This window comes from Prosthecobacter gellanilyticus, from assembly GCF_007992435.1.
GTDB lineage: Bacteria > Verrucomicrobiota > Verrucomicrobiia > Verrucomicrobiales > Verrucomicrobiaceae > Prosthecobacter > Prosthecobacter gellanilyticus.
This window is the reverse complement of sequence record NZ_BKAG01000019.1, coordinates 1-13845: the sequence shown is the minus strand read 5'-3', so window position 1 is coordinate 13845 and position 13845 is coordinate 1. Positions and strand designations below refer to the sequence as shown.

Annotated in this window: 7 protein-coding genes; 4 read left to right on the top strand and 3 right to left on the bottom strand. The window is 61.1% G+C overall.

The features are described from left to right. Positions 1-3663: a PVC-type heme-binding CxxCH protein gene (locus BGE01nite_RS14225; protein WP_146851147.1), complete on the bottom strand. Its 3663-nt coding sequence runs from the start codon at positions 3661-3663 to the stop codon at positions 1-3. 241 nt (positions 3664-3904) lie between these two features. Next, entirely contained in the window at positions 3905-4696 is a 792-nt protein-coding gene (locus tag BGE01nite_RS14220; protein WP_146851146.1) for a hypothetical protein, read from the bottom strand. A 163-nt stretch (positions 4697-4859) separates the two neighbouring features. Between BGE01nite_RS14220 and BGE01nite_RS14215 the strand changes: the two genes are divergently transcribed. The 3 genes from BGE01nite_RS14215 (at position 4860) to BGE01nite_RS14205 (ending at position 11032) form a co-directional block, all read left to right on the top strand. Beyond that, entirely contained in the window at positions 4860-5300 is a 441-nt protein-coding gene (locus BGE01nite_RS14215) for a 23S rRNA (pseudouridine(1915)-N(3))-methyltransferase RlmH (RefSeq protein WP_146851145.1), read from the top strand. A gap of 125 nt (positions 5301-5425) precedes the next feature. Continuing rightward, positions 5426-8686, top strand: a complete 3261-nt coding sequence (locus BGE01nite_RS14210) for a PAS domain S-box protein (RefSeq protein ID WP_146851144.1) — start codon at positions 5426-5428, stop codon at positions 8684-8686. A 27-nt stretch (positions 8687-8713) separates the two neighbouring features. Next, a complete protein-coding gene (locus tag BGE01nite_RS14205) occupies positions 8714-11032 on the top strand; it encodes a hybrid sensor histidine kinase/response regulator (RefSeq protein ID WP_146851143.1) in 2319 nt (772 codons plus the stop codon). Between the two features lie 147 nt (positions 11033-11179). On the opposite strand, the gene BGE01nite_RS14200 is transcribed toward BGE01nite_RS14205, so the two are convergent. After that, a complete protein-coding gene (locus BGE01nite_RS14200; protein WP_146851142.1) occupies positions 11180-12205 on the bottom strand; it encodes a zinc-binding dehydrogenase in 1026 nt (341 codons plus the stop codon). Positions 12206-12367: 162 nt separating this feature from the next. Between BGE01nite_RS14200 and BGE01nite_RS14195 the strand changes: the two genes are divergently transcribed. Next, a complete protein-coding gene (locus BGE01nite_RS14195) occupies positions 12368-13807 on the top strand; it encodes a sulfatase family protein (protein WP_146851141.1) in 1440 nt (479 codons plus the stop codon). The last annotated feature ends 38 nt before the right edge of the window (positions 13808-13845 follow it).

Sequence of the window (13845 nt, the reverse complement as noted above, 5' to 3'; positions counted from 1 at the left end):
TCACTCGAGGGTGATGCCCTGCCAATAAGCAAACTCCCAGGCCCAGCCGTTGGGGTGGGCTTCGAGTTTCACGGTGACTTCCTGGCCAGAGTAAGGGGTGAGGTCGACTTCGATGTCTTTCCAGCGGGGCTTCTGGTTGTCGATGGTCTGCTCTTTGATCTCTTTACCATCGACCATGACTTTGAGGAGCCAGTCACCACGGTCATCGGAGGCGACGCGGAATTTGAGCTTGGTTTTGGTGACCTTGAGTTTTTGCTCGAGGCTGGCGGGAGTCTTCTTGTCGGTGAAGGGATGCACGAGCAGGACGTTCGTCTGGCCGTGATACTCAGCGAGCTTCACGGGGGTGCGCTCGAAGTCGGGGGCATTCACCTTCCAATCCGGATTCCAGTGGCTGACACTTTCCCAGTCGATGGCGCGCCAGTTGGTCTTTTGCGGTTGAGGCTTGGCAGGCTCGGCGAGTTCGACGCCGCGTATGAGGAGTTCCTTCTTTTCCTGGGTGAGCGGACCCTCCTCAGGTGGGGCTAGGATATACCAGATCATGTCGCGGAAGGCCGTGTCAGGCAGATTGCCGAAACCCATGGGCATGAGGCTCTGCTGGCTGTTCGTGAGCGTGGCGATCTCCGCACGTGCGACGATCTGCGAAGCGCCGCCTGGGCCGAGGAGCTTTACGTGGCCGGGAGTGTCTTCGACCACACGACCGCTGAGAGTGCGGCCGTCCTTGGTGGCCAGGGTGAAGTTCTCATAACCGTTGCCAATGATTTGGTTAGGGTCGATGACGTTGGCAAGGAGGGCATCGAGATTGCTGCGGCCGCTGCCGATGAGGTCAGGACCGACCTTTTGACCACCGCCGTGGAACTCATGGCAGACCATGCAGGTGGCGGTGAAGAAGAGTTTGCCATTGGCGAGATCAGGCTCGCCGGTGAGGCAGGCCTGTTTCTTCTGGGCGATGAGGGTCTTGATGTCTTCGGAGGAGTCCTGCCAGGCACCGAGGACTTTGAAGGCATGGTCGCGAGTCGCCTTGTCCTTGCTGGTGGCGAGCTGACGGCGCACGGGAGCAGGGAAACCGCTGGCGCTGATCTTGCCTTCGGCGATGGCATCGAGCATGGCATCCGTCCAGGCATCGCGACCCGCGAGGGCTTCGATGGAGGCGTAGCGAATCTGGAAGTCTTTGGAAGCGGCGAGACGGAGCAGGGCAGGGATGAAGTCGTCTCCACCGATGTCAGCGGCCATGCGAATGGCAGTGACGGTGAGAGTGCCGGGCTCGTTGTCATTGAGCAACGAGCTGACGGCATTCTTGACGGAGTCCGTGCGGACCTGACGCAGAGATTGAAGAATGGCGATGCGGTCCTTCTCGCTCTTCTGGGTGTCCTTGAGTCCGATGAGCAGTTCCTGAACAGCGGCTTCATCTCCCCACAGAACAGCGAGGGTGCGCGCATGAGCGCTGATGGTGGGATCCTGATGTTTGCGCCAGCCGGTGAGAGCCGCGGAGACATTGCGCACGGGCTTGGTGATGCTGCCCTCCTGGCCTTTGATCAGGCCTTCGAGCGCGGTGCCGAGCAGCGCATCCTGACCCGTGAGACCTTCACAGAAGGCGAAGGCGCGATCCACATGCTTGGCATTCTGAGTGTCGGACAGACGGTGCATGGCCTTGTGAACGATGGCCTGCGAGAAGGGCTGGGTTTCTGGAGCGGTTTCCGCGAGCCAGTCTAACCAAAAGGTGGGGTTGGAGACGAGCATGGGCTCGATGGCCTGCCAGGTGGAGAAGCTGAGCATGCGGTCCTTCTCAAGGCTGCCAGCTTTCATGAGCGCGGTGAACATCTCCGGCCAGGCGAGACGCATCTGGTCCTTGCCACGACCATCGACGGTGAGGCGTCGCGCGCTGAACTGACGGAGAGCGATGGCGGTGGCGAGGCGCACGGCGGGATCCTTGTCGCCCGCGAGTCGTTCGAGGAAACCGGGCACAGCGATGTCCATACCTTCCTTGAAGGAAGTGTCTGCTGCGTGCTCGCCGACCCAGCGTGCGGCCCAGAGGCGGAAGGGAGCTGACTTGTGCGAGGCGGCGTAGTCGAGCGTGGAGGCGACCTTGCCATCGTGGTCGAGCTGGCCAATGGCCCAGAGGGCTTCCATGCGGGCGAAGGGGACTTCCTCGGATTTCACCAGGGACTCGAGGCGTGCGGATCTCTCGGCGTCTTTGCGCTCCACAAGAACCCGGCGTGCCATGCGGCGCATCCAGTTGTTGGGATGCTCGAAGAGTTCGACGAGGGCTTCGGTGGAGAGTTTTTTGAGGTTGAGGTCGGTGTGTTCTCGGGACGGGGAACCGGACTGGAAAGTCCGGTTTACGTGTTCGACGCGCCAGATGCGGCCGCGATCACGATCGACACCTTCGGGGTTGGCCTTGGCGTTTTGGTAGCAAGGATACTTGTCACACCAGTCCATGACCCAGAGGAAGCCATCGGGGCCGGTTTGCGTGCTCACGGGGCGGAACCAGCCGTCATTGGCGCGGAGGAAGTCGCGACGAGGCTCGCATTTGAAGCCTGCACCGACGGGGCTGATGACTTCTTCGTGAATGGCGTTGTCATGGATGTTGCCGATGAAGGCATGACCCCAGGTATCTTTCGGGTAACGTCCGCCCTGATAGATCTGCACACCGGCATAGGCAGCGCGGAAGTGCTTGTGCTTCACGATGCTGGGGAGCAGCTCATAGGAGTAAGGGTTCTCCGGCGCTCCGCCCTGACGCACGTAGATGCCACCGGGTGCCATGTGGAAGAAGTGATCGATGACGCAGGCGCTGATGAAGAAGTTCCCCGCCGCATCGTAGTCGCAGCCCCAGGGATTGCTGGTGCCATCGGCGAAGACTTCAAACTCCCAGGAGGGAGGCGTTGCGTCACTTTTGGTTAGCTGAGCAGGTGCGGGCTGGCCTGGGGTTTGAGCCACCTTCACGGGGCGCGCACGGCCAATGCCAGCATCGAATTTGAAACCTTCGTTCTCGGGCTGGCCGGGGCGGCGGACCCTGCTGTTGGTGAAGACGCCGTGGGTCATGTAGAGCCAGCCATCAGGACCCCAAGTAAAACTGTTCACAAGCTCGTGCGTGTCCTGCCGTCCAAAACCAGTGAGCACCACGCGCCAGTCGTCCGGTTTGTCATCGCCATTGGCATCCCGGAAATGAATGAGGTGCGGCTGCTGGCCGATGTAGATGCCATCATCACCGCAGAGGATGGCGGAGGCGAGGTTGAGACCTTCGACGAAGACGGTGCGCTTGTCGGCCTCGCCATCGTTGTTCGTGTCTTCGAGGATGATCACGCGATCGCGAGGGATGGAGCCGACGACCTTCGGCATCGGATGGTATTGATCATCCTTGGCCTCGCCCCCGAAAGGTGCGGGATGCGGAGAACCATTCGGGTATTCATAGGCTTCCACCACCCATAGGCGGCCGCGATGATCCCAGGTCATGGCGACGGGATTTTGCACCATCGGCTCATGAGCGAAGCAGCGGACGTCGTAACCCTCTGGCACACTCATTTTCGCGCGGGCTTCTTCCGGTGACGGACATTCGTTCGTGGTGGGCAGATAGGTGCCGGTGAGTTCCTTGCCGTTGATGGACGGTTGAAGGCCGAGAGCGAGGCTCGTGAGAAAGAGCGTGAGCAGTGGGTGGTGCTTCTTCATGATTGATATGCCTGATGCTACGAGAAAGCAGCGGCGAGCTGGCAGACAAATTTTGGGAGGAATCGGAAGGAAATCACGAATGACGAAAGTAGAGCGGTGGTGATGACGCGAGAGATGGTCGATGCGGGCTCTTTGGCGGATCGTGGATGCAACCCCATTCGAATGGGGTTTTACGTTGGGGCACAAAAAAGCCCTGCGGTGAGGCAGGGCTTTTTAAAAGTGAAGATGAGTTCGTGGGCGACTACTGCGGTGGCACGCGGAAGAGCTTGCCGGTGTAGGGGCATTTCACTTCCATGCCAGTGGGCAGGCCGGTGACGTCGACGAGCTGATGCTTCGCAGCATACGGGCTGTTCACGAAACCCGCGCGGCCGGGGATGGCGATGCCATAAGGCAGATCAGCGGCAGGTGCAGGTGCGGGGGCAGGTGCTGGAGCAGGCTCGATCTTCGGCGGCTCAGGCTGGGTCACAGCGGCGACGTTCGTGTTCGGCTTCACGCTTGGCGCGGGCTTCGGCTCGATGCGCGGAGTTGGAGGTGAGTTGTCAGCCACACGCGGAGTGCTGCGCACGCGGGGTGTGGGAGCGGCGGCGACCTGGCTCGGAGCAGCGCTCACACCGTTCGGCACAATGAAAGGCTTCTGGGTGTAAGGGCAGACCACTTTGGATCCGGCACCCATGCCACGCACGTCCACAAGACGGCCTGGAGTGGTGTAAGGGGAGCGGACGTAACCAGGAAGATCAGCCACAGCGCGTGCGACGGGAAGATCACCCGTGATCTGCGAAGGCGGCGGAGTATCGATGCGACGCTGCGCAATAGCACCGCTTGTGCGAGGTGCGCTGGTGGAACGGGAAGCGACCATCTGGCTGGATGAACCCGTGCTCAGCGGTGCGCCCGACCCCTTGTTCATATAATAGGTGATCAAGCCACGGCTCTGAATCTGGTTCCACGCATCGCGCGGAGGGATGGAGCAAGACACGACAGCCATCGCGGTGATGCCGAGCAACGGCAGACGTAAGAGCGCTTGAAGGGAGTTCATGGGAGTCCGAATTTTTTAATTTCGCATTCCCAGTTTAGTGAACTTTTTTGTTTTTGCAACAATAATGAGTTCCGGATAAGAGTAGAACTGCTTGATATTTTATTAAATTAAGGTTTTTCATAACTGGCTTTTATGTGCGTTTCAGCCGAAAAGCAGGGCAGATATGCAATGGAGAATCATCACGGTCGGGAAGCCTGCACTGCCTTGGGCAAAGGCCGGGCTTGAGGACTATTTGGGCCGTCTGAAGCGAGCCGCGCGTGTGGAACATATGGTCATCAAAGAGGGGCCCCGTGAGCAAGTGGAGACCCAGCTGTTACAGGCGAGTGAAGACAGCCTGCGCATTGTGTTGGACGAGAGGGGGAAAGCCCGCCGGAGCCTGGAACTGGCGGGCTGGATCCAGGAGCATGATGTGCGAGGAACGAAGCGCGCCAGCCTGATCATCGGCGGTGCGGACGGGCATTCTGAACGGCTGCGAAAAGCCGCTGATGAATGCTGGACCCTGTCCTCGTTTACTCTGCAGCACGAGATCGCCCTCGTGGTCGTTATGGAGCAGATCTATCGTGCCTACAGCATCCTCAGAAAGGAGCCCTACCACCGTGAATGATCAAAATTCCGTGCCACCAGCAATTTGCGGATCTGCGAATCACATCTGTCCCGCTTTCTCCTTGTTGAGAAGCTAAGACCTGCTTATATTTTAAAAAAACCAAGTTTTTGTCTCCCGGGCCTCTCATGTCATCTTCTGTCCTCCGAAATGTGATCCATCCGCGCGCTGCCGGCTCAGGGCCGCTGCCGGATGTGGTGCCTGATGGTGAGCATCTCCATGGAATGCCCGGAGGGGATGACATGGAGCGCGTGCTGCATGTGCTGGTGGAGAATGCACCCGTGGCGATGGCCATGTTTGACCACCAGATGCGCTACCTCCTGGCGAACCGCGCCTGGGTGGAGGAGTTTGGACTCGGGTCCGTGCATGGCCTGATGGGGCGCAGCCAGTATGATGTGTTTCCCAGCCTGCACCCGGGCTGGCGCCAGGTGTATGACCGTGCGCTCCAGGGGCACATCATCCGCAGTGAGCATGATGCCCTCTCCGGACCTGATGGACGGCGCATCATCTACCGCTGGGAAGTGCGCCCGTGGCGCCGCCAGCTGGATGCCAGCGTGGGCGGTCTGATGATCACCTGCGAGCGTTTCGGCCAGGGGGAGACCCCGCCTGAATCCGCAAATCAAGAAGAGGCGGCCGCCAAGAGCGCGCCTGCGGAAGCTTCGAGCCCGGCCGGAACCATTGTGGATCTGGCGGTCCCCATCGTCTCTCTTAATAACCATGGGGTGGTCCAGGTGGCGAACGTGGCTGCCACGAACATCTGCCTGGCCCGCGGACTTAAAGAGGGTGAGACAGAGTTTTGGGAGGCTTTTGGAGACGGCGCGCCGTCCAGCCTCTTTAAACAGCAGGTGCTGACCACTCTGGAAAGCCTGACGCAGCCGGGTGCTCCGGCGTCCTCTATTTTAAATGTGCCCGCCGCGCCAGCACCTTCCGGTGTGGGACATGTGGCCTGGAGTGCCGGGCCGGGCGCGGATGGCCATGCGCCGCAGCGCCCCTCACGCTGGCTGCTGACACGCTCCGCCGGTGCTCAGGGGCAGGGCATGGAGCTTTTCACCGCGGTGGCACTGCCAGCGGAACCTGCTTTGAGAGCGCCTATCGCTCCGCCTAACCTTCCCGCCATCGCCTCTGCCGTGGCAGCGATCGCCCAGCCTCCGGCCGCGGATGGACTGGGCAGCGGCATTGAGCTGCGCCGTCTGCAGGATGATCTGGCGCGTGCGAAGCAGGAGCTGCGCACGCTGCATGAGGCCGAACGAACTTTTGCACAACGCGAGACACGCCTGAAGCATTATCTGGACTCGCTTCCCTTCGGTGTGCTGGTGCTGAATGAGCTCGGTGAGCCGCTCTTTCAAAACCAGCCTGTCACGCGCCTGCTGGGCCGCGCCGTGCAGAAAGACGAGACGGTGGAGCAGTGGCTGGCCGCAGGCTGCCCGAATGACCGGCACCGTGAGCATGTGACCACGCTGTGGCGTGAGGATGTGTGGCGCCGTCAGCTGACCCGCACTTTCACACTCGCCACCGCAGACGGTCTGCTGAAGGACCTGGAGTTCCAGCCCGCGAGCCTGACCGGCGGCGGATTGCTGGTGAGCATTCAGGATGCGACGGAGAAGGTGCGCCATGAAGAGCAACTGCGCGCCACCGAGGCGAAGTTCCGCGCTCTGCTGCAGGAGTCTCCGCTGCCCATCGTGCTGATTGACAAGGCCGGAAGTGTCTTTGAGGTGAATCACAACGCGGAGGAGCTCTTTGGCCATCCGAAGACCGAGCTGCGCCGTCATCCGTTGGATCGTTGGTTAGACTCTGCAGGCGCCGCGGCGCGTGCCGAGGCCGTGCGTGACCTGCAGCTGCGCAGCCAGCGCAGCACCATGATCGACGTGCATGTGATCCGCGAGGACTATGACCCGATCCCGGTGCATCTGCATCTGGCGCAGGTCATGGACTCTGAGGGCGAGCCGCACTGCACCATCCATTTCTTCGAGCTGGAGCCGCCGCCGCAGGTGGTGGAGGTGCCCGTGGAAGTCCGGGTGGAGGTGCCTGTGGAGGTCCGCGTGGAAGTGCCCGTGCCTGTGGAGGTCCCGGTCTACATCACTGCTCCTGCCACGGCTGCGGAGCCGGCTGTTTTCGCGCCGCCGCCCGCGTTTTCGCCCACGTCTGTTTTGTCACGCCTGATGGCTTCAGCGCCCTCGATGCCGATGCCGATGCCCATGCCGACGCCCGTCGCAGCACGTGGTGTGACTAAAGTGACGCGCACCGTGGCCAGGCAGATGCCCACGGAGACTCTGATTTTCAAAACGAATGTGAACGGCCGTCTCAAGGCCTGCACGGAGCGCGGCCTGGAGTTGCTGGGCCTGGCTGAGGAGGAGGCGCTCGGGCGTCCGCTGCACCAGCATTTCCGGCCAAGTGATGCCACCGGTTTCTACGCCGACCTCTCCGTGTATGCGCAGGATCCGAAGGTGATCCATTCCCTGGTCTGCTTCTCTCACACAGGCGCGCGCCACCCGGTGCAGGCCAAGGTGGAGCCTCTCGGCGGTGGTGGGTTTGACTTCGCCCTGCATGAGATCGCCATGACCACGGTCTATGATGAGATCGTGGAGGAGGTGGAGGCACCTGTGGATGAGGCCCCGTCCTCCTACCCCGGTGAGATGGTGGGTGAGAGCGCTGCTGAGGCAGGCGTGGCCTATCATAGTGAGCCGGGTCCCTCTCATGAGCAGCCCCTGCCGCAGTCTCCTCTGCCAGCACCGGCGCCCTGTGAGGCGGTTCCGGAGGTGAACCTGGCCCGTGAACGGCTGCTGCTGTCAGAGACGCATCACCGCATCAAGAATCACCTGCAGATCATCTCCAGCCTGCTGAACCTGGAGTCGAACACGATCACGGACCTGAATGCGCGGAATGCGCTGCGGTCCAGCCAGAACCGCGTGCGGTCCATCGCGGATCTGCACCAGCACCTTTATCAGGTGGCGGCTGGGGAAAACAGTAGCTTCCGGGACTTTGCCGAAGGTCTGCTGGAGCGTCTGCGGGAGTGCTACGCCGTCTCTGCAGACCGCATTCCCGTGCATCTGGACCTGGAAACGGCGGACATCCAGCAGGAGTGGATGATGCCCCTGGCCCTGACCCTGAACGAGACGCTCTCGAACTGCTTTGAGCATGCGTTCCCCGATGAACGCCGCGGCGAGGTCCGTGTGACGCTGAAAGATGAGGGCGATCATGGGGAGCTGATGGTGATGGACAATGGCATCGGCCTTTCCGACAGCCAGCGCCCTGGCACGGCCTCCGGGCTGGGCCTGAAAATCCTGGCTGTCTTTGCCGAGCAGATGAGGGGACAGCTCGTCCTGGAACGCCCCGAGTCCGGGGGAACTGAAATTCGTTTGCGATTTCCTATAGCAAGTTCTGATATTTAGAGTTAGCTTGGTATTGCTAAATCTAAAATGACCGGTTTTGACCGACTCCGCATCCTCATAGTCGAGAACGAAGGCCTCGTCGGCTGTGACATGGCCGCGTTCCTGAACGACCTCGGTTATCGGGTCGTGGGCACGTGCTCCACCTGTGAGGATGCCATCCGCCTCTATGATGATCTGCGTCCGGAGCTGGTGCTCATGGACGTGCACCTGGACGGACCGATCGATGGCATCGAGACCGCCCGCCGTCTGCAGCAGCGTGGACCTCTGGCCATTGTGTATGTGACCGCGTGCGCGGATCTGGAGACGGTGAATCGTGCGCGTGAAACCCATCCGCAGGGGTATTTGCTCAAACCCTTCAGCCATGATGAGCTCAGGCTCACCGTGGAAGTGGCGGCCTCGCGTGTGCAGGAAGACCAGCAGCGCCGGCATCGCGAGCAGAGTTACCTGGAGACCTTTGAGAGTCTGGCCGATGGCGTGATCGTGGCGGACCTCGCCGGAGTCATCGTTTTCAGCAATCCGGCCGCGGCCTCCGTGACTGGCTGGACGCAGGCGGAATGTGTGGGCCGCTCCCTGCATGAGGTCTTCCGCATTTATCATTCAGGCGGTGAGCCTGCCATGGTGGAGCTGGCCACGCCGACGCAGCCTCCTCAGGAGCGCACAGTCTGGCTCACCACGCGCGAGGGCCAGCGTGTGCCTGTGCAGGACCGCTCCACACCGCTGCGTGACCAAAGCGGACAGCTCACCGGCGTGGTCATTCTCTTCCGTGCCCTGCCTGTGCCGGCGGATGCCGCGCCTGCGACGAGCGCCGCCCCGGCCACATCTTCCACGACCTCTGCGCAAGCACCGCTCGTGGATGTGGTGGAGAGCATCTCGGATCCGCTCGTCGCTCTCGACGGGCGCTGGCGCATCACCTATGCGAATGCGAGCGGGCAGCAGCTGCTGGGCCGTCAGACTGAAAAGTTGTTAGGCGCGCACCTGTGGGATCTGCTGCCTTCCGCCACGCGTGAGGAGCACTATGGCTCGCTGAGTCATGCCATGCTGCATCGTGAGTCGGTGAGCCGGGAGATCTATCTTGAGGAAAAGCAGATCTGGATCGAGCTGCGCGGGTATCCGTTTGCAGAAGGCCTGCTGCTGCTGCTGCAGGACATCACCTCGAAGCGTGAGGAGGCGGAGCGCCGGAGCCGCCTGGACAGGCTCGAGTCGCTCGGGCTTCTGGCGCGCGGTTTCGCGCATGAGTTTAACAACCTGCTCACCGTCCTGCTTGGCAATCTCTCACTGGCCGAGATGCGCCTGCGCACCGTGATCCAGCTTCCGGAGATCCATACAGCGAAGCAGGCCACACTGCAGGCGCAGGGGCTCGTCCAGCAGCTCCTTACCTTTGCCCGTGGTGGTGCGCCGATCAAACGGCCGACGCGGGCTGGCGAGCTCATCGACCAGTTCTTCCAGCATCACAGCCGCGCTGCGCGCATCGAGTATCGTCTGGAGATCTCTCCGAGCCTTCCCACGCTGGCGCTGGATCCGGCGCAGATTCGTCGTTTGTTAGGCAATCTCGTCCGCAATGCCGAGCAGGCCCAGCCGGACGGCGGGGTGATCACCGTGCGCTGTCATCCGCATGATCCGGGCGCGAGCTATCCGCATGAGATCACCAGTGACGTGCCGACGTCGCCGACAGGCATTGTCATGGAGGTCACGGATCGCGGCGAGGGCATCCCGACGGAGAATCTGGCGCACATTTTCGAGCCTTACTTCAGCACGCGAAAGGCGGAGAACGCCACGGGTCTCGGCCTGACGGTGTGTGAGTCCATCGCCAAGGCGCACGGCGGCTCCATCTCTGTCCGCAGTGAGGTCGGGAAGGGCACCAGCGTGAGTCTCTATCTGCCCGTCGACGCGGATGGCGAGGAAGTGGATGCGCTCGGCCTGAGCCGCGCCTTTGAAACGGCTCCGCAGGCGGCGGTCACACGCATCCTGGTGTTGGAAGATGATCCGCTCGTGAGGGCGCTGATCGTCCGCAATCTCACGAGCCAGAGTTACGAGGTCACCGAGACCGCGGAAGGTAGTGAGACCGTCAAGGCCTACCAAGAAGCACGGCAAAGCGGCAAGCCTTTTGACCTGGTCATCCTGGATCTGAGCATCCCGAACGGCATGGGCGGCGTGCGCACCATGGAAAAGCTGCGCCAGTATGATCCCGAGGTGCTCGCCATTGTCTCCAGCGGTTACAGTGACGACCCCGTCATGGCCAAGCCTGCCAGCTATGGCTTCGCCGCCGTGCTTCCCAAGCCCTATGAGCCGATGGACATGGTCCGTCTGGTGAAGAGCGTGCTGAACCAGCGGGCGGTCGGGAAGTGAAGCGACACGTTCGTGTTTAGCGAACTCTTTGTTAACCACTGATAAACACTAATGGGCACTGATACTGACCAAGCCTTCTGATGGCTTGGTCATAAGGGATTATCAGTGTCTATCAGTGGTTAAAAGAGTCTGCTGTCCTCGGTGGTATTAGACCGGACGCAGCACGCTTTTCACGACCTCGCCTTTGTGCATCTTCTCGAAGGCTTCGTGCCATTCGGTGACGGGCCAGACGCCGCCGATGATGGGTTTGACATCAAACTGGCCGCTGCTGAGCAGAGCGATGACGCGCTCCCAGATCGGCCAGTTGTGGCTGAAGCTGCCTTGCAGCGTGATGTTCTTCTGCACGAGCGGGTCGATGTTGAAGCCGAGAGGTTGAGGGCCCCAACCCACTTTGCTGATCCAGCCGGCAGGGCGGACGATATCCAGGGCGATCTTCAGCGTGACGCTGGCACCGGCGGCATCGATGACACCATCGCAGCCGAGACCATCGCGCTGCTGCGCCCAGGGCTTGGCATCGCCGATGATGACCTCGCAGCCATACTGCTTCGCGATTTCTAGACGATGAGCATCTTGGGGCAAACCAACGATGGCGACTTCGGCGCCGCAGAGGCGGGCCATGGCAGCGCAGAGGATGCCGATTGTGCCTGGGCCGAGGACGATGACGCGGTCACCGGGTTCGATGCGCGCATTCTTCACCACGGCATTGTAAGCCACACAGCAGGGTTCGGTGAGGCAGGCCTGCTCGAAAGGAAGCTGGTCAGGAACGTGATGAAGGATGCGGGATGGCACACGCACATACTTGGTCATGGCACCATTCACGCCGTAGCCGAAGCCTTTGCGTGTGGGGTCGAGATTGTAGAGACCCCGGCGCGTCATCGGGTTGTCCTTGGAGATGATGGCGGCGGTCTCGGAGACCACGCGGTCGCCTTCTTTCCAGTGCTCCACTTCTTTGCCGACCTCGACAATGTGACCGCCGAACTCGTGACCGAGCACGACCGGGTAGTTCACCGGCCAGGAATGATCCGCTGTCCACTGGTGGAGGTCAGAGCCGCAGACGCCGACATTGGCGACCTCGAGGAGCACATCGTCAGGGCCGATGGTGGGCTTTTCGATTTCACGGACTTCGACGGAGCCCTTTTCAGGAGCGTAGTTGACGACGGCGGCGGATTTCATGGTTGGTGAGGCGGGATGATACGTCATTTCCACTCCGCACCACGACAAAGAATGGATGATTCACGACAAGGACGGCGGTGACGATTCCTCGGGTGCATCCTGAATAGCGCGGTGTGCGAAGGGGCTGGAAGTCCGCAGTTTTGTGCACGTTATGCACCCATCATGAAGCGCTTTCTTCTCACCCTGGTCCTGTCGTGTGCCGCGCTAGGCTCGTCTTTAGCGGCCCAGCCGAACTTTGTCATGATCTTCATTGATGACATGGGCTGGGGAGATTTTTCCTGCTTTGGGAACAAGGAGGCGAAGACGCCGAACATTGATCGCATCGCGTCGGAGGGCATTCGCTTCTCGCAGTTCTATGTGAACTCGCCCATCTGCTCGCCATCACGCTGCGCGCTGACCACAGGGCAGTATCCGCAGAGGTGGCGCATCACCTCGTATCTGAACAATCGTGCGGACAATGAAAAGCGCGGAGTGGCGCAGTGGCTGGATCCGCAGGCGACCACATTGGCGCGTCTGCTTCAGCAGAAAGGTTATGCCACCGGGCACTTCGGCAAATGGCATCTCGGAGGTCAGCGGGATGTGGATGATGCGCCGCCGATCACAGCGTATGGGTTTGATGAGTCGCTCACGAACTTTGAAGGCATGGGGCCGAAACTGCTGCCACTGACACTGAAGCCCGGCGACAAGGAGCCTGGAAAAATCTGGGGAGATGCGGAGCGCCTGGGCAAGCCGGTGACATGGATGCAGCGGTCCGAGATCACCACGGGCTTCATCGATGCGGCGATTCCGTTCATCGACAAGGCGGCGAGCCAGAAGAAGCCCTTCTATGTGAATCTCTGGCCGGATGATGTGCATGGGCCGTGGTGGCCGCCTGTGGCGAAATGGGGTAACAACAAGCGTGAACTCTATCTCTCCGTGCTGCAGGAGATGGACCGGCAGTTCGGCAAGCTCTTCGAGTATCTGCGGGCGAATCCTGAGCTGAGGGACAACACGCTCGTGCTCATTTGCTCGGACAATGGGCCTGAGCCGGGCGCTGGCAGCGCGGGACCTTTTCGCGGCTCGAAGACCACCCTCTATGAAGGTGGCACAAGGTCACCGCTGATCGTGTGGGCACCAGGTTTGGTGGACAAGGGCAAGGCCGGCGTGTCTAACGAAAAGTCTGTCTTTGCGGCTTTCGACCTGATGCCCTCCATGCTGGGAGTGGCGGGTGTGCCCGTGCCGGAGGGTGTGAAGCTGGATGGTGAGGACATGTCCTCGGTCTTGCTGGGGAAAGGCGAGGGCTCACGTGCGGCTCCGATCTTCTGGCGTCGTCCACCGGACCGGAAGACCGCAGGACCTGGGCTGCCAGAGAGATTGCCAGATCTGGCGATGCGTGAGGGAGATTGGAAATTCCTCTGTGAGTATGATGGCGGCCTGCCGCAGCTCTATGATCTGGCCAAGGATCGTGGAGAGACGATGAATCTGGCCGAGCAACATCCAGAGGTGGTGAAGCAGATGAGCGAGAAGCTGCTGGCCTGGCATCATTCCATGCCGCCGGACAATGGCCCGGCACTTGGGATTGAGATTCCGAAGGGCAAGGGGAAGCGAAAGAAGGCCAAGTGATGCCGTGGTCTGCGCGGCTGACGGAGCGCGGACTAAAG

Bases quoted from the DNA above. Each gene is read 5' to 3' on its own strand.
- BGE01nite_RS14225 (WP_146851147.1), bottom strand. From the start codon at position 3,663: ATGAAGAAGCACCACCCACTGCTCACGCTCTTTCTCACGAGCCTCGCT.
- BGE01nite_RS14220 (WP_146851146.1), bottom strand. From the start codon at position 4,696: ATGAACTCCCTTCAAGCGCTCTTACGTCTGCCGTTGCTCGGCATCACC.
- BGE01nite_RS14215 (WP_146851145.1), top strand. From the start codon at position 4,860: ATGCAATGGAGAATCATCACGGTCGGGAAGCCTGCACTGCCTTGGGCA.
- BGE01nite_RS14210 (WP_146851144.1), top strand. From the start codon at position 5,426: ATGTCATCTTCTGTCCTCCGAAATGTGATCCATCCGCGCGCTGCCGGC.
- BGE01nite_RS14205 (WP_146851143.1), top strand. From the start codon at position 8,714: ATGACCGGTTTTGACCGACTCCGCATCCTCATAGTCGAGAACGAAGGC.
- BGE01nite_RS14200 (WP_146851142.1), bottom strand. From the start codon at position 12,205: ATGAAATCCGCCGCCGTCGTCAACTACGCTCCTGAAAAGGGCTCCGTC.
- BGE01nite_RS14195 (WP_146851141.1), top strand. From the start codon at position 12,368: ATGAAGCGCTTTCTTCTCACCCTGGTCCTGTCGTGTGCCGCGCTAGGC.